The organism is Lysinibacillus telephonicus (assembly GCF_039654155.1).
GTDB lineage: Bacteria > Bacillota > Bacilli > Bacillales_A > Planococcaceae > Ureibacillus > Ureibacillus telephonicus.
In genome coordinates, this window is the sequence record NZ_CP155468.1 from 2,350,332 (window position 1) to 2,366,214 (window position 15,883).

Genomic DNA, 15,883 nt, shown 5'->3' on the forward strand with positions numbered 1-15,883 from the left:
AAATTTAAAAAACGCTTGGAAAATTAGTTCCAAACGTTAACATTGCTGTTATTTGTTAGATGGATGGCAGAAACAATTTAAAGTATGGTCATTTACCATTCCAATCGCTTGCATATAGGAATAACAAATCGTACTCCCAACGAATTTAAAGCCATCTTTTTTTAGTTTTTTGCTCATCTTATCGCTTATTTCAGTTGTAGTAGGTACATCTTGCACAGTTTCCCAGTAATTTATAATCGGCTTATTATCTACAAAGCTCCAAATATAATTCGAAAAAGAACCATATTCTTGTTGAATTTTTAAAAATGCTTTCGCATTTGTTACAACGCTTTGAATTTTTAACTTATTTCTTACAATTCCGGTATTTTCTTTTAATGATTGTAATTTTTCATCTGTATACTGAACAATTTTATCAGCTTCAAAATTATCAAAAGCTTTTCTATAGTTGTCTCTTTTTTGTAGAATAGTCCACCAACTAAGTCCTGCCTGCGCTCCTTCTAGACATAGCATTTCAAATAACAGGCGATCGTCGAAAACAGGAACTCCCCATTCTTTATCATGATATTCAATATATAATGGCTCTTTTAATATTACCCAATTGCATCGATTATCCATTTGCAACATCCTCTTTTAATCTTTAATTAAAATTTTTATTCTATTTAAAGAATCCTCAAGACACAAGTACTATAAATCTCCATAATTAAATAATATATAGCAAAAGGTGACGAGTTTATTCCCGCCACCTTTTTATTATAGATTTACAAGAATTCTTCCTCTTGCATCCCCTTTAAGGAGTGTAGGCAGAACATCTGGTAACTGTTCCAGAGTAACCTCTTGTAAAATTAGATCTTCTAAGTTGGACGGTTTGAAATCTGTTGCTAAACGATTCCAAACTTTTAATCGTGTTTCCATTTCACAATATACCGAATCAATTCCTAGTAGGTTTACACCTCTTAAGATAAATGGAAAAACAGTAGTTGGAACACTTGTTCCTGCTGTTAATCCACTAACTGCAACTGAGCCACCATACTGAATTTGGCTTAATAGGGATGCGAGAGGTTCACCACCAACTGGATCTATCGCAGCAGCCCATTTTTGCTTTCCTAAAGCTCTAATCTTTCCATCGAAAACTTCCTTACGTGAAACTATCGATGTAGCGCCGAGATTTTTCAAATATTCTTGCTCGAATTCCTTACCAGTACTTGCTTCAACCTCAAAACCGAGAGTTGATAAAATCGACACAGCAAAACTTCCTACACCACCGGTAGCCCCTGTTACAAGCACCTTCCCCTTCTCTGGAGAAACTCCATTTTCCTCTAATCGTAGAACAGACAACGCTGCTGTAAAACCTGCCGTACCTATAGTCATCGCTTCCTTTAATGTTAGACCTGCTGGAAGAGGAACAATCCAGTTAGCCGGGATGCGAGCATATTCGCTATAGCCTCCAAAGTGTGAAACTCCGATTTCATAGCTCGTTGCAATAACCTCGTCCCCTTCTTGGAAACGGGAATCTTCAGATGAAACAACTACTCCAGCTAAATCAATACCCGGAACAAAAGGATAATTTTTTACAATGTTGCCATTTGGTATAGCAGCTAGACTATCTTTATAGTTAACACCAGAATAGTGAACTTTAATTAACACTTCCCCTTCTGGCAAATCTTGAAGTGAAATCTGCTGTGGTTTTACAGTAAATTGTTCTTCCTCTTTATTTACAACTAGTGCGTTAAATTGTTGAATCATAATTATTCATCCCTCTACTCTTTTTTCAAATTAACTTTCTAGTTTTACAAGTTTATAAGATTATATAGTAAACCTATCTAACAAATGTAATAAAATCAATACCCACTGGTTCAATTCCATCTGTTCGAAGTTTTATATTAATTTGTCCGCGATGATGCTGTCCATGTAATGCAATATGAGTAAGAATTTCTCTAATTGTATTTTTAAATTCTGTTCCTTTACTGTTTTTATAAAAAACTATCTTATCTAAGTCAGTATTGTTTAGTTGGGAAAGAAACTTTGTTGAAACTTCTTGATTTTCTTCAACTAATTGTGAACAGACTTTTAAATCAACTTCTGTCCAAATAGGAACGTTCGAACTGTCTAAACCTTGCAGTCTAGTAAACCAAATTTTTTCTGCTAATAAAATATGAGAAAATAATCGGATTATTTCTTGGTTTTCTACTTCCGCATTTTGCAGTGTTTTAAGAATACGTATATTTGCCCAATTTAAATGTTCAAACATTTTTTGAATAGTTTCTATATAAAACCACTCCTTTTAAACTTCTTGATATACATTATTTTTACATATATCCGTCAAAATTGCTAAATTTATTAATTCCAAAAAAAGATTGTGTTAAATTTTCACTTTAACACAACCTTATCCGAACTAACTTAGCGGCTCATTTTTCATTCTTTGAATAGCATGTTTTCTACGTTCATTTTTATCCTTAATATTTTCTCGTTCTTCAGGAAGCCCAAATTCCAATCCAATTTCTGACTCACGGATATTTTTTTCTGTATTTTTTATGATTGTTTCTTTGCTAATAAACTTTTTCGGTCTGCCTGCTACTTCTTGTGGGTTTTGTTTCATTCCAAAAACCTCCTATGTTTATTTTTTATTTACTATCTTAGTTTGTAATTGTTTTTTTCATTTATACTTGAAGCCTACTCTAAGTAAAAAACACAACTTGACAAAAAACGTGTAATAAGTCGAGATTAAATCGACTATTACACGTCTCTTAAAAATTATTAGATGGCTATTTACTAATGGAAAATAATCGTTTTATTTCCTTCAACAATGATACGATTCTCTAGATGCCATTTAACAGCTTTTGTTAAAACACGGCGTTCAATTTGACGACCAATTTTCTTTAATGTTGGCACATCATCACGGTGGTCGACACGTTCAACATCTTGTTCAATAATAGGACCTTCATCTAAATCATTTGTAACATAATGTGAAGTCGCACCTATTAATTTAACGCCTCGCTTATGTGCTCGGTCATATGGGTTTGCACCTATAAATGCAGGTAAAAATGAATGATGAATATTAATAATTCGATTTTCAAAATGGTTGACAAAATCTGGTGTTAAAATTTGCATATAACGTGCCAAAATTAATAAATCTACCTTATATTCTTTCATTAGTTGGATTTGTTGTGCCTCAACTTCTTTACGAATATCTTTGTTTGCTGGTAAGTAGTGGAATGGGATGCCATAAGACTCAGCAATTGAACGTGCTTCCTCATGATTACTTATGATGACAGCGATATCAGTATCCAAGTCGCCATTTTGCCACTCCCATAATAATTCCAGTAAGCAATGAAGCTCTTTTGATACATAAATTGCAGTACGTTGGCGTTGATTGCGATAATAGAAGTTGTAAGTCATCTCATAGTCGCGTGCAATTTGTTCAAATTCCTTTTCCATTTCCTGTGCTTTATCTTGAAGATGTTCGCAATGATACTCTATGCGAATAAAAAATTTTCCGTTTTCAGGATCACTTGAGTATTGGCTTGATTCAATAATATTCGCATTATGCTTATATAAAAATGTAGATAAAACCGATACAATTCCTGGTTTATCTGGACATTTTACTAACAATCTTGCTCGATTACTAAGCTGTAGATCTTGTTGTTTTGTTACATTTTTCACTTGCTCAACTTGCATTACAAACGACACTCCTAATCTATTTCTGTTAATTTTTTAATTATCTATTATTTTCAGAAAATGAGCAACAATTTTCACTGATGATTTATTGTTTACATAAAGTTAATGAAACATTCCCATAATATCATTAAAAGGAGATGACAACATGTACGACAAAAAAGAATTTGATGAATACTCAAATTATGATGACAGGGATATCCAACATGGTAAAGCTGCACCGCAAATGGGGCGTTCTAACAAAGAGGAGTATGGGACAGAGAAAAATTTTAAAAGCCTATTCTCTAAGAAGAATTCAACTAATAAAAAAGGAAACAACCAATAAGTTATGTAATGTGAAGTTGCCAAATGGTTAGACCAATCTTTAATCACACCATTAATTATTAAAAAATAATAACCAAATTCCAAGGCCTAGTTCAGCATTTTTCTTGAATTAGGTCTTTAATCTCTCTTTCGTTTTTACTTAGCTTCCTCTATTTTGGCAGCAATGACATTTATAATTTTTTACAATTATTTGTTCTATATGCTTTCCAATCACCAAAAGGGACTTTTCTTTCTAATAAATTATCCTGGTTCGCAATATAGACATAGGCATATGTAGAGTTGTTATCTGTGTAGATTAGTTGTTTAACCCGATTGTATAAGTTGTTATCTCCATTCTCCTTATAATCCTCTAATTCATCTAGCAGCTTTATTTCGCTTTCTGTTACAACATACAGTTCCACGTAAGTTCTATGTTGTAATGAAGGAACCATTGCTGGATAACCAAAACCCGTGTCATATAATAAGCCATTTGTCCAACAGCTGGTCTCTATACACGTAGCGTTAGTTAATAAATGAGCATTTACTTCTCCTTTCATTAAGGTTCCATAAACGAAAACTTTTATCACTTTTGCCACCTCCTAATAGATTATATCGAAAATGATATTTTAACATTTTTCATAAAGTAATAGAGTTTTGACGATTTTTTGAACAAAATATGAATTTTTTATGAACTTTTCTTTCATTTTATGATAGAATAAATATATATTATAAATCGTACATCGGGGAGGGTTTACGAAATGTATAAATTTTTCATTTATCTTTGTTCTACAATCTTAACAATTGGTTTAATTCTTTTTGGTCTTAGCTTTTTCACAAATATTTCCCATTGGATTGGGATTGAAATGGTAAAAGGTAGCGTTTATTTATTTATTTTCGGTCTTTTTATGCAACTAATGGAACACGATATTGCTAGAAAAAATCAAACAGAAACAGCATAGATGTACTCTAAGACTGTAGAAAACTAAAATAGTTTTCTGCAGTTTTTTTATATCTCTAAAAATTAAATACATCAATTCTAAATCTATATAAAAAATTATGGACCAGTTGGATGAAAAACATTAATGAAAAACTGGACATGGCTTGGGGCAAGTGCTAGTGCTCTAATAAAATTTGCATTTTGTGCAGTTAAAGCAAGTTCTGAATTTGCTGGTACAACCTCTTCTACTAAAGCATCTTGATCATCCTCAATACTTACCAGCACATCATTTTCTGACAAATTACGCGCAATGACGGTCATTAAAAGTGGCGACCGTATTGGACTAGAGGGTGATGCATAAATGAGAGTATAGTCTTGGCGAATGGGGATATTTTCAGTTATCTCAATTTCTTCTTGAAAATCAAAGGAATCTTCTTCAGCAGTTAATTCCCATTCTTCATCAAGATTCGGCACCTCTTCAATAATTAGCTTCTGTTCTGCACCAACAATCGCATTTACACAAAATTTTTGATTAATAATTAGAGAATTTCGATCAATCACTATCTCACTTTCAATCCGCCCTATTTTTCCACCATCATTCCATGGTTCACTCGATTTCTTCGGCTCTCCCATTTTACCGCCCCCTCCTACTAATAGATGTTTTTAGGGGACAGCTTGTGAGGGCTCTTAGCCAAAACAAAAATTTAGTAAGTTATAAATGTTTTTACATCCCTTCACTTACTTTTCAATAAAGTTCTCAAGCATTTCTTTTTTAAAGATGAGCAAAATAAAATTGGAGGTGATGAAGAATGGCAAAAAAAGAAAAAACAACATTTAGAAAAATGAAGAAACCTAAGAAAAAGAACAACCGCGAAGAAATTTCACAAGAGCTAAATTATGAGCGAGCTTTGAAGAAAATTGAATATCAAGATAATAAGATTAATGATTAGTTTGGTGTACAATTGAAAAATTATGTAAATAAAAATGCTTCAAATCTTTGGCATTAGATTTGAAGCATTGTAAATGTGCTTGAAGTGGACATGTATTATCTTTTCCTTCCTCAAAGCAATATTTTTATTTAAAAATAAAGGTTTAAAATTAAGTTTAAGCTTTTAAAATCATTAAATTAATCTAAATCAGTCATATTAATCAATATTTCCCTTAATGCCTTTAATTCGGAATGAGTGAACGTAACACCCTTCCCCATTTTGCTATGATTGTCTGACCAATCACGTAAATCATATTTCGGTTCACGATCATTCCAACTGATTAAATTTAATTCTTTTTTCCATCCAGTACTACCTTCCGATATTACGCCAACGGTTTTAATAATTTCATATTTAACTTCTGCCATCTTTTTACGACCTTTCTAATTATATTTAACAATCACTACAGCTAGATCAACTTTTTTCAAAGAATTCTCTTTTTACAATCATACGGATGTTAATATTTATATAGCCTATTCTAATTCCGCAAACTCCCACTGTGGATTCCAAACGACTTCCCATAAATGACCATCAGGATCTTGGAAATAGCCCGAATAGCCACCCCAAAAAGTATTGTGAGGTGGAACTGTAATGACTGCACCTGCTTTTTCTGCCTGATCCATTACAAAATCAACTTCTTCCTTACTACTCACATTATGCCCAATTGTAAATTCAGTTGGACTTTTTTGTGTTTGGATAAGTTTCGTGTCATGTGCAATATCTTTTCGTTTCCAAAGAGCTAGTTTTAATCCGGATTGCAAGTCGAAAAATGCAACTGCCCCATGTTCAAACTCTTGCCCAACCATTCCATCTGTTGGTAAGCCAAGTCCTTCTTGATAAAATTTCAAAGATTTCTCCAAATCATCTACCCCAATTGTAATGACTGATATTCGTGGCTTCATCCCATTTCTCCTTTTCAATTAATCCTCTATATTAAAAGTTAATTTAATCAATTAATCAATTATTTTTTCTTTTAATTTTTAACTGTGTAATTTCATACCGCATTAGTTTTATTAAGGAAAATGAATACTCTTTATGAGCTTGTTGTACAATCAAAACAAAAAAAGCATTTCTCACTGTCTGAAAAATGCCTTATTTATTAATAATCTCACTCAATGATTAAAATCTATTAACTTTGTGCCTGCATATAGACTTCTTCATATGGTTGAACGATAACAAAGCCATCTCCTTCAAATCTCATTTGTATAGATTCTCCACTGCCTCTACCAATGAATGTTTTGAGTGAAACATCCGTTTGAAATTCAGGTTGGAGATTGCCCGACCATGCTACAGTCGCATTTGGATCTGTAATAACTGGTTTTCCTGGTGTTACACGCAATGTGAGTGGTTCATAATGAGATGTAATGGCAATCATACCGGTCCCTTCACACCGAACATTAAATAAACCGCCCGCCATCATACCTGCTACTTTTCTCATAAGCTTAATATTATGTTTAATAGATGGCTCAAATGCTAAAAGGTCATTTCCGTTTACATAGATTGCTTCATTCTGTAAATGAAGAATAATGATTTTCTTCCCACTGTCAGCAAGATATAATTTGCCTTGCCCATTAGCTTTCATAAGGGAAGCGCCTTCACCTGTCAATGCCTTTTTAAACATCGCTCCAATGCCATGTTCTAAAACGCCTTCTCTCTCAAACTTAATCTTTCCATTATAAGCGACCATTGAACCCGCTTTTGCCCATACAAGACCATCGAGGTTTACTTCTAACATACGAGGAGTTTCTAATTCAAAAAACCCTTCACCTTTATCCACTTGCTCAGTATTTTTTATAAATTCAGCAATCGAATATTTATTCATAATAAACACCCCACCCTTTCATTTCTAACATATACGTTGCACACAAGCGTATGGTTTCAAAAATTTTGAAATACATGTAATTTGCAGGAAAATATAATGAACAATCAAGTGAAGTTTGCTATTCCAATAAACTAGATAGTAATCAATATACATTTTTGTTAGAAACTATTCCTATGTATAATAGAAAAGAATGATGAATTACGGAATGAGGACAACAAAATGAAAGAATATTATTATGATAAATTGATGAATATACATACCCAAGGGAGCAAAATGGATATTAACAATTCGATTGTTTATCATCCATATGAGCCAACTCCATATAGTGCACTTGAAGTATTATTTAAACATTATGAAGTAAAAATGACTGACAACATTGTAGATTTCGGATGTGGAAAAGGACGGTTGAATTTCTATATAAATTATTCGTTTAATGCAGTTTGCACTGGAATTGAAATGAATGAAACGTTTTTTAATCAAGCCATTCAAAATCAAAATAGTTATTTTAGGAAATTCAAAAAGCATAAAGGGTTAATTCAATTTCTCAATTGTTATGCAGAAGACTATGTAATTCAACCTAAGGACAATAGATTCTATTTTTTTAATCCTTTTTCAGTACAAATTTTTATAAAAGTCGTAAACAACATTTTGCTGTCAGTTGAACAAAGCAAACGTGAAATTGACTTAATTCTATATTATGCTTCAGATGATTATCAACATTTCTTAGAAACTAATACATTATTTAATCTTTATAAAGAGATCACTCTTCCTGGGCACTATGAAAAAGACAGCTATGAAAGATTTTTAATTTATCGTCTTGCTTAGAATATATAATAAAAAAGAGCATGGGACATTCCCAATACTCTTTTCATATAAATTAATTATTTATATTTTGTAATTGTTTTTGTTTAAGAGGCTCAATATCAATTTCAAACCCTAAGTCTTCTAGCATTTTTTTATCTTGTTCGTTTGGTTGACCTTCTGTAGTCAAGTAATCACCAAGGAAAATTGAGTTTGCAGGGTACAGGCTTAATGGTTGTAATGTACCAAGGTTGACTTCACGACCGCCAGATACTCGAATTTCCTTTGTTGGGTTAATAAAGCGGAATAAACTTAATACCTTTAAACAATATCGTGGGTTTAATTCGCGTGTCCCTTGAAGCGGAGTACCATCGATGGCATTCAAGAAATTTACTGGTATTGAGTCAGCATCAAGTGCACGTAAACTTCTAGCCATACTAATAACATCTTCTTTCGTTTCACGCATCCCCACAATGACTCCCGAACATGGAGAAATTCCAGCTTCTTTCACTAACTCAACTGTTGTTACACGGTCATCATAAGTGTGTGATGTTGTAATATTCGCATGATGATTGGCTGAAGTATTAATATTGTGATTATAACGATTAACACCAGCTTCTTTAAGTCTTTGTGCTTGTTCTGGTTTTAAAATTCCTAGGCATGCACATATAGTCATATCTTTATATTTCTCTTTAATTGACTTCACAGCATCTACTACGATATCAATTTCCCTTTTTACTGGACCACGACCACTTGCAACAATACAATACGTACCGACATTTAAAGATGCTGCACGTTCAGCTCCAGCGACAATTTCTTCCTTCGTCATCATCGCATATTTCTCAACTGGTGCTTTTGAAACGATAGATTGCGAGCAATATCCACAGTTTTCGGGGCAAAGTCCTGATTTTGTATTAATAATCATATTTAATTTTACTTTATTTCCAAAATACGCTTTTCGAATTTTATAAGCTGCATGAAGCAATGACAACAAATCTTCATCCAGGCTTTCTAATATTTTTAATGCCTCTTCATTTGTTATCTCATAGCCTTCCAATACCTTATTTGCTATAGACATATAATTCATCTCAAATTCCCCACCTTTAATATTTTTTGCACTCTATATCCAAAGACTCCAGCAAAAACAGCTAAGATTAAATCCTTTGGTAGTGGTGGCATCATCCAAAGCCAAGCCATGGAATACGAAAATCCATCCGGCGCTCCGAACCATAACATATAGGCTATATACATCCAATTCGTACCTATTAGATAACTAATAACTGTTCCGGTTAGAGCTGAAACAATATACATTTTCTTTGAAGGGTTCTTTTCAATCATTTTCCCAACTACATAAGCAACGAAAATAAAGGTGACGATAAATCCAAAAGTTGGGCTTAAAATTTGTGAGAACCCGCCACTAAATCTTGCAAAGACAGGTGCTCCAGCCAAACCTATCAGCATATAAACTGTGATAGAGATCGAACCTAGTTTGCTACCTAGTATTAGACCCGCCAATATCGCAAAAAACACCTGTAAGGTGATAGGTACACCCCCTACGACCATAAATGGAGCAAAGGATGTTATGTTGGCTCCTATCATCATTAGCGTGGCAAAGATTCCACAATAGACTAAATCGACTGTTTTCATTTTTACTCTTGAATTGACTGTTCCTGTTTCCAAATCTCCCACCCCTGTAAGATTTTGTATTACAAAATATATATTAGAAGAAAATACACTTTTGTGTCAACCTATTTTGATTTACGGTTAACACAAATCTCTTTTAATCAAAATAAAAAAAGACAATCCTTCAGTTTGAAGAATCGCCTTAGTACTAGAGAAAGTTCTTATATGAAAATAGTTTTCAATTTCCCAATTACCTGCAAAATTTCATAACTTTTTACTTTAAGTTTTTTATTTTGTATGATCATCTAATAAATCTCGACTATACAGTAGTGGCGTGAATCCCTTATTACTGCTAAAATCATATAGTTAGCTACCGTGTATGTAAAAGGAGATCCATAAATGAATATTATTTTAACTACACTAAATGCAAAATATATCCATACAAATCTGGCGCTGCGTTGTTTAAAAGCAGCTGCTCAGCCTGAATTCAATCCAAAAATTATTGAATATACAATAAAAGACCCTGCATTCAATATCGTTTCGGATATTTTTCAGCATAAACCTGATGTTGTTGGATTTAGTTGTTACATTTGGAATATTGAAGAAACGATTCGAGTAATTCGCATGCTTCGTGTCGTGTCCCCACAAACGAAAATAGTGCTTGGTGGACCTGAAGTTTCTTATGACGTACATGATTGGCTTCGTCGAATAGAAGAAATTGATTTCATCGTCATGGGTGAAGGTGAGACTTCTTTTAAAGAATTACTAAAATATTTTAATGGGGACATTGAACTCGAAGACGTACCTGGGATTTGTTACCTGCAAGGAGGCAAAATAAAAATTCATGCTCAGCCTCCAAAAATTGACTTGCGTGAGCTGCCAAGTCCATTCCGCTTTGAAGAGGATCTTCCTCACCTAGGGAAACGAATTCAATATATCGAAACAAGCCGTGGTTGTCCTTTCAGCTGTCAATTTTGTCTTTCTTCAATTGAAGTAGGTGTTCGCTATTTTAATCGTGAAAAAATAAAAGAAGACATTCGCTACTTAATGGCGAATGGTGCAAAAACAATTAAATTTGTCGATCGTACATTTAATATAAGTCGAAGCTATGCAATGGAAATGTTCCAATTTTTAATTGATGAACATGTACCAGGAGTTGTATTCCAATTTGAAATTACGGCAGATATTATGCGCCCTGAAGTTATCCAATTTTTGAATGACAACGCACCAAAAGGGCTTTTCCGATTTGAAATTGGGGTTCAATCAACAAATGATTTAACGAATGAACTTGTAAAACGTCGTCAAAACTTCGAAAAATTAAAACGTACTGTAACAATGGTAAAAGAAGGCGGTAAAATTGATCAGCACCTTGATTTAATTGCTGGACTGCCAGAGGAAGATTATAACAGCTTCCGTCAGACGTTTAATGATGTGTTTGCAATGCGGCCTGAAGAATTACAGCTTGGTTTCTTAAAGCTTCTGCGTGGGACAGGCCTTCGAATTCAAGCAAAAGAGTATGGCTACAAATATGTCGATGTTGCACCATATGAAATCTTTTCAAATAATGTTTTAACTTTTGATGAAATCATTCGCATAAAACAAGCTGAAGATGTGCTGGAAAAGTACTGGAATGACCATCGTATGGACAATACAATTGAATACTTAGTTACCGAGATATTTGAAACACCATTTGACTTTTTCCAAAACTTCGGTACTTATTGGGAAGAAAAAGGCTGGTCTAGAATTGGACACCAACTTGAAGATTTATTTACAAGGCTCGAAGAGTTTTTATATACACAAAACGTAGAGCAGCTGCCAATTATTCGGAGTCTAATGCAGCTTGATTATTTATCCAAGCAGCAATTCCAACCAAGAAAAATATGGTGGAAAGAGCGACTTTCTGAGGAAGAGCAAAAAAATATTTATCAAGCTCTGAAAGAGACGCCTTCATTAGCTGGTAGAGAATTCGCAGAAATGAATGTTAGCGAAAGAGACTTCTTTAAACATTCCCTTATTACTCCTTTTGCCTTTGACTACGAAGCATATAAAAATGGACAAATTGTTGCGCAAGACACGTTTTTACTAACATATTTCCGCCAAGGACAAACTCCTTATTTTGCAACATTACAACTTCAAAAGAATTAAAAAGGTAATGCTATTCAAGTGGTCGTCCAAAAATTTTTGGAGCGTCCACTTGACTATTTATATCAATTTAAAAAGGTGATTCCCTATCCATTGAAATCACCCGTAACTTCTTCATAATTAACTAAATTTAGCTAATAGCTTATTAAATTTGTCCCGTTCTTCCCAAAAACAGCCATGGCCGCTATATTCAAATGGCACAAGCCTTGAAATTCTGATAGTCTCATTCATTTCCTTTGCTTGTGAAAACGGAATTACTTTGTCATGAATACCATGAACAATTAATGTTGGACAATTAATTTTTAGCAGATCCTCATACAGCTTCTCATTCTTTAATAAGTTAATGACCCCAGCAGTCGACCAGCTTGCAGCTTCCATCCCTATTTGGAAAAACCAATCTGAAAATCCCTTTGTAATATACTGGAAGAAAAATTGATCAGTCACACCCTGCATCATTTTAGCACGATCATTTAATGTTTCATCTAAAAGCTGCTTTGCTGTCTCTGCTGTAAAACCTGTAGGTGCTGCGGCAGAAAGTAAAACAAGCTTTGACACACCATACCCTTGATAACGGGACAAATAACGAACTGCAATTCCTCCGCCTGTAGAGTGTCCAACAAGTGTTATATTTTGAAGCTGAAGAGAACGAATGATGATATAAAGGTCGTCTGCTAATCTATTGTAATTATAGCCGTGAAAAGGTTTATCTGATTTACCAAAGCCACGCCAATCTATTCCAATACACCGATATCCTAACGTTGGCAAAATATTAAATTGGTACTCAAATTGTTTATGGTTTAATGGCCAGCCATGAATAAACAAAAAAACCTTCTCGCCTCCGGGGTTAACATCCTCTACATAGATATTAACACCTGTTTCTACCGGTACAAAATATCCCATTTCATCCCCAATCATTCTTATAGTTTCAACATTAAGATATTCGTTTCGAGATGGAACAATGACTCTATATTTTTCGGTATAAATTTATTAAACATTAAGAATAAATTGCTGGCACTAAAGGCCATATACTCACATCCGCCCTTTTTGAAAAATGCATAATCACTTCATTAGTTGCAGGTGAAATATTTAATGCGGATAATATCGTATTTTTATGAATTTCTACTTCGACATCTTGTAATAACCATGAACGATGTAAAATATTACATCTTAATGGAACACCTTTTTTAGTAATAGTAAAAAGACAATAGCGCTCCACAAGCCATTCATCCAATGAACCTTTCGCGGCAGGATTTGGTTTAGAAATTGGCTTATAATTACATATCAACTGTGCACCACTGTTCTTTATGGATTTGCTGTGAAAGTTCACTAGTTCATTATGATTATCCATATAAATTTCTAAATAGTAATAAGGTAAACGGAAAAAAAACCTCGCCGCAGTAGAGGCAATTAAGTTTGCAGCTGTAAGACTAAAAAAATAAATACCTGGCCGCCCATTTACGATTACATATGTTCGAACGTTGTAACCTGGAAATTGCCTTGCACCAGGTATTGATGGAAAACCTCGCAGTTTCATGGAGCTAGTGAGATAAGGCACAACTGAAATCCACCCCATCCCGTCGTATGTATCTATAGGTAAAACATCTGGAACATATTTTTGTAAAACTTGTTGGTTTACTGGGTAATGTATAAACAGAGAATCGGTCCATGTCTGCTTCATGATATATGGCAATGATGGGAGGTCTCTTTTTCGAGTATTATAATTATGAGAAGCCTTTTTTGTAGTGAAACGTTCATCCATGTCAAGTCTACCCTTTCAGTATTTTAGTCATCGCTAATGTTAGCTTTCTCCAAAAAGTCCCTCAATAGACATTTTTGTATGAAAAATGATGCATGTATTAATATGCGGGAATCGTTTAGTTAAAAAATGATAATAATTAAAAGTGGAAACGTATCTGTAGAAAAAATAAAAAAAGGAGGCTTTTTAGATGAATGTTCAAAGAGCACAAGAAATAGCAGAGTCACCTACTTTAGCGAACGTAACATTTAATGGAGTCCGCGTATACATCCAAAACGTCGACGAAAATAAAGGTACAGCTAGAATATTTCCAATTGATGATACAGAGAATGAACAAGAAGTTGCTTTATCAGATTTAAGAGAGCACTAATTCGTAATTAAAAAAAACCACTTGGAAATGCATTCAAGTGGTTTCTACGTATTTTAAATTTTTCATTTTAAAAAGTATTACTTTTTTACTTCATAATGCAATTCAACAAATTGATTGAATTTTTTAGTTCCTTTCAATGATAGCTCTAAGTGATAATCTCCTTCTCTAAATAACGGAACTCCTTTTCCGATTATAGTTGGAGCAACTGTTATGATAAGTTCATCTACCAACTTTTCTTGTAAAAATGAGTATAATAGTTCTCCTCCACCAACAATCCAAATATTTTTCCCATCTTGGCTTTTTAGTTTATTTATAAATTTAACAACATCATCATTTATAAATTCCACATCTTCTGTGTTCACAGAAAAAGATCTAGTAAACACATAGCATTCTTTGTTTTTATATGGGAATTCCTTTAAATCTTGTTTCACTACCCAATCGTATGTTCTCTTTCCCATCAAAACCGTATCTACTGTTTCATAAAACTCGGAAAATCCATTATCCCCCTCTCCTTGAACTTGATAAAGCCAATCAAGTGACTCATCTTTTGTTGCAATGTACCCATCTAAACTGGCAGCAATAAATAATAATAATTTTCGTTTATTGCTCATAATTTCCCCTCCCCCTCAAAAAGAATGTATGTTCGTCTATATTTTAACAAACTTTGTTACTTAAATATATTTTAAAGATACTAGTTTCTTTTGTTTCTTTGAAATAAAGTTGCGGTGTTTATGAAAAAGATACGATGTTTAAAATAAAGTCGCGATGAAATGCTCCTTTAGATTGTAGTTGTCTAAAGGAGTGTTTTTTATGTCTAAATGAGCAAGAACATCTAAAATTGAAAAGTGGATTAAAGAAGGTCGAGGCTCAGGTATTGGAGTAGACTATAAGCCTTGGTTAAAAGATTCAAGTTTGATTTTGAAATAAAGTTGAATTGTTTATAAAAAGTTATACCGCTCACACTTGACGTATCGACAATTCTCGATATAATGAATTGTATAATATTAATTATGTTGAGGATTAATCCTATATGGCTTCGAAGAAAGAGTGCGCACTTGACAATTCGATAATTCTCGATACAATGATTTGTATGAAACAAGTTGATATTTTTAAAGCATTATCTAATGAAGCAAGGCTGCAAATTTTAGAATGGCTTAAGGAACCCGATCTCCATTTCACTCCCCACGAAGGGATTGATATGAACAAAACCGGGGTATGCGTTAGTCAAATTACAGAAAAATTGGAAATGACGCAATCGACGGCATCTCATTATCTCTCGATGCTCTTACAGGTTGGACTTATAAAGGCTAACCGTATAGGTAAGTATACTTATTACAAAAGAAATGAAGATGCCATCAATGGGATCGCCGAGTTCTTGAAGCAAAAGAGATAACTGAGTGAAACTGAATTCCTTACGAATTCTTTGGGAGGATTCAGTTTCATTTCGGCTAGAATACATAGTTAGTATTCA

At 33.6% G+C, this 15,883-nt stretch carries 22 protein-coding genes and 1 pseudogene; 8 read left to right on the forward strand and 15 right to left on the reverse strand.

Going from position 1 to position 15,883, the window contains the following annotated elements:
* Window positions 1–48: 48 nt before the first annotated feature.
* The 5 genes from MKY04_RS11095 to purU all read right to left on the reverse strand — a co-directional run bounded on the left by MKY04_RS11095 (window position 49) and on the right by purU (window position 3,675).
* Window positions 49–615 carry a DNA-3-methyladenine glycosylase I gene (locus MKY04_RS11095; protein ID WP_126292554.1) on the reverse strand — a complete coding sequence of 189 codons (567 nt, stop codon included), beginning with the start codon at window positions 613–615 and terminating at the stop codon, window positions 49–51.
* A 135-nt stretch (window positions 616–750) separates the two neighbouring features.
* Complete coding sequence (locus MKY04_RS11100; protein WP_126292555.1) at window positions 751–1,743, reverse strand: NADPH:quinone oxidoreductase family protein; 993 nt, start codon at window positions 1,741–1,743, stop codon at window positions 751–753.
* A 73-nt stretch (window positions 1,744–1,816) separates the two neighbouring features.
* Complete coding sequence (locus MKY04_RS11105; RefSeq protein ID WP_246020123.1) at window positions 1,817–2,248, reverse strand: DinB family protein; 432 nt, start codon at window positions 2,246–2,248, stop codon at window positions 1,817–1,819.
* A 144-nt stretch (window positions 2,249–2,392) separates the two neighbouring features.
* Window positions 2,393–2,596: a small acid-soluble spore protein Tlp gene (locus MKY04_RS11110; RefSeq protein ID WP_126292557.1), complete on the reverse strand. Its 204-nt coding sequence runs from the start codon at window positions 2,594–2,596 to the stop codon at window positions 2,393–2,395.
* Window positions 2,597–2,769: 173 nt separating this feature from the next.
* Entirely contained in the window at window positions 2,770–3,675 is a 906-nt protein-coding gene (purU, locus tag MKY04_RS11115) for a formyltetrahydrofolate deformylase (protein WP_126292558.1), read from the reverse strand.
* Window positions 3,676–3,820: 145 nt separating this feature from the next.
* Between purU and MKY04_RS11120 the strand changes: the two genes are divergently transcribed.
* On the forward strand, window positions 3,821–3,997 hold the full coding sequence (locus tag MKY04_RS11120; protein WP_185807607.1) for a hypothetical protein: 177 nt from the start codon (window positions 3,821–3,823) through the stop codon (window positions 3,995–3,997).
* A gap of 169 nt (window positions 3,998–4,166) precedes the next feature.
* Here the strand turns inward: MKY04_RS11120 and MKY04_RS11125 are convergent, their stop codons facing one another.
* On the reverse strand, window positions 4,167–4,562 hold the full coding sequence (locus MKY04_RS11125) for a gamma-glutamylcyclotransferase family protein (RefSeq protein ID WP_126292559.1): 396 nt from the start codon (window positions 4,560–4,562) through the stop codon (window positions 4,167–4,169).
* Between the two features lie 171 nt (window positions 4,563–4,733).
* Here MKY04_RS11125 and MKY04_RS11130 point away from each other — a divergent pair, with 171 nt between their 5' ends.
* Window positions 4,734–4,934 carry a hypothetical protein gene (locus MKY04_RS11130; RefSeq protein ID WP_126292560.1) on the forward strand — a complete coding sequence of 67 codons (201 nt, stop codon included), beginning with the start codon at window positions 4,734–4,736 and terminating at the stop codon, window positions 4,932–4,934.
* Between the two features lie 95 nt (window positions 4,935–5,029).
* Here the strand turns inward: MKY04_RS11130 and MKY04_RS11135 are convergent, their stop codons facing one another.
* Window positions 5,030–5,545 (reverse strand): hypothetical protein, encoded by a 516-nt coding sequence (locus tag MKY04_RS11135; RefSeq protein ID WP_126292561.1) that lies wholly within the window; start codon window positions 5,543–5,545, stop codon window positions 5,030–5,032.
* A gap of 176 nt (window positions 5,546–5,721) precedes the next feature.
* On the opposite strand from MKY04_RS11135, the gene MKY04_RS11140 reads away from it, so the two are divergent.
* A complete protein-coding gene (locus MKY04_RS11140; RefSeq protein ID WP_185807608.1) occupies window positions 5,722–5,862 on the forward strand; it encodes a hypothetical protein in 141 nt (46 codons plus the stop codon).
* Between the two features lie 176 nt (window positions 5,863–6,038).
* On the opposite strand, the gene MKY04_RS11145 is transcribed toward MKY04_RS11140, so the two are convergent.
* From MKY04_RS11145 to MKY04_RS11155, 3 genes are all read right to left on the reverse strand, one after another.
* Window positions 6,039–6,266: a YdbC family protein gene (locus tag MKY04_RS11145; protein ID WP_126292562.1), complete on the reverse strand. Its 228-nt coding sequence runs from the start codon at window positions 6,264–6,266 to the stop codon at window positions 6,039–6,041.
* A gap of 105 nt (window positions 6,267–6,371) precedes the next feature.
* The gene (locus MKY04_RS11150; protein WP_126292563.1) at window positions 6,372–6,800 is read right to left on the reverse strand and encodes a VOC family protein; all 429 of its coding nucleotides are present in this window, start codon (window positions 6,798–6,800) and stop codon (window positions 6,372–6,374) included.
* 227 nt (window positions 6,801–7,027) lie between these two features.
* Entirely contained in the window at window positions 7,028–7,720 is a 693-nt protein-coding gene (locus tag MKY04_RS11155; RefSeq protein WP_126292564.1) for an AIM24 family protein, read from the reverse strand.
* Window positions 7,721–7,939: 219 nt separating this feature from the next.
* On the opposite strand from MKY04_RS11155, the gene MKY04_RS11160 reads away from it, so the two are divergent.
* Window positions 7,940–8,545, forward strand: coding sequence for a methyltransferase (locus MKY04_RS11160; RefSeq protein WP_126292565.1), 606 nt, complete (start codon window positions 7,940–7,942; stop codon window positions 8,543–8,545).
* Between the two features lie 52 nt (window positions 8,546–8,597).
* On the opposite strand, the gene bioB is transcribed toward MKY04_RS11160, so the two are convergent.
* Together bioB and MKY04_RS11170 are read right to left on the reverse strand one after the other, a co-directional pair.
* Entirely contained in the window at window positions 8,598–9,608 is a 1,011-nt protein-coding gene (gene bioB, locus MKY04_RS11165) for a biotin synthase BioB (RefSeq protein WP_126292566.1), read from the reverse strand.
* Complete coding sequence (locus MKY04_RS11170) at window positions 9,605–10,201, reverse strand: biotin transporter BioY (protein ID WP_410799034.1); 597 nt, start codon at window positions 10,199–10,201, stop codon at window positions 9,605–9,607. The genes bioB and MKY04_RS11170 overlap by 4 nt, the downstream gene beginning before the upstream one ends.
* 342 nt (window positions 10,202–10,543) lie before the next feature.
* On the opposite strand from MKY04_RS11170, the gene MKY04_RS11175 reads away from it, so the two are divergent.
* Window positions 10,544–12,289, forward strand: a complete 1,746-nt coding sequence (locus MKY04_RS11175; protein ID WP_126292567.1) for a B12-binding domain-containing radical SAM protein — start codon at window positions 10,544–10,546, stop codon at window positions 12,287–12,289.
* Between the two features lie 117 nt (window positions 12,290–12,406).
* Here MKY04_RS11175 and MKY04_RS11180 read toward each other — a convergent pair whose 3' ends face one another.
* Complete coding sequence (locus tag MKY04_RS11180; protein WP_126292618.1) at window positions 12,407–13,186, reverse strand: alpha/beta fold hydrolase; 780 nt, start codon at window positions 13,184–13,186, stop codon at window positions 12,407–12,409.
* Window positions 13,187–13,280: 94 nt separating this feature from the next.
* A complete protein-coding gene (locus tag MKY04_RS11185; protein ID WP_126292568.1) occupies window positions 13,281–14,045 on the reverse strand; it encodes a YqjF family protein in 765 nt (254 codons plus the stop codon).
* A 187-nt stretch (window positions 14,046–14,232) separates the two neighbouring features.
* Here MKY04_RS11185 and MKY04_RS11190 point away from each other — a divergent pair, with 187 nt between their 5' ends.
* Window positions 14,233–14,412, forward strand: coding sequence for a small acid-soluble spore protein H (locus MKY04_RS11190; RefSeq protein ID WP_126292569.1), 180 nt, complete (start codon window positions 14,233–14,235; stop codon window positions 14,410–14,412).
* A 77-nt stretch (window positions 14,413–14,489) separates the two neighbouring features.
* On the opposite strand, the gene MKY04_RS11195 is transcribed toward MKY04_RS11190, so the two are convergent.
* Window positions 14,490–15,023, reverse strand: coding sequence for a dihydrofolate reductase family protein (locus tag MKY04_RS11195; protein WP_126292570.1), 534 nt, complete (start codon window positions 15,021–15,023; stop codon window positions 14,490–14,492).
* A gap of 226 nt (window positions 15,024–15,249) precedes the next feature.
* Here MKY04_RS11195 and MKY04_RS22285 point away from each other — a divergent pair.
* Together MKY04_RS22285 and MKY04_RS11200 are read left to right on the forward strand one after the other, a co-directional pair.
* Window positions 15,250–15,315, forward strand: a pseudogene (locus MKY04_RS22285) (transposase); the annotation flags it as partial.
* A 187-nt stretch (window positions 15,316–15,502) separates the two neighbouring features.
* A complete protein-coding gene (locus MKY04_RS11200; RefSeq protein WP_126292619.1) occupies window positions 15,503–15,805 on the forward strand; it encodes an ArsR/SmtB family transcription factor in 303 nt (100 codons plus the stop codon).
* The last annotated feature ends 78 nt before the right edge of the window (window positions 15,806–15,883 follow it).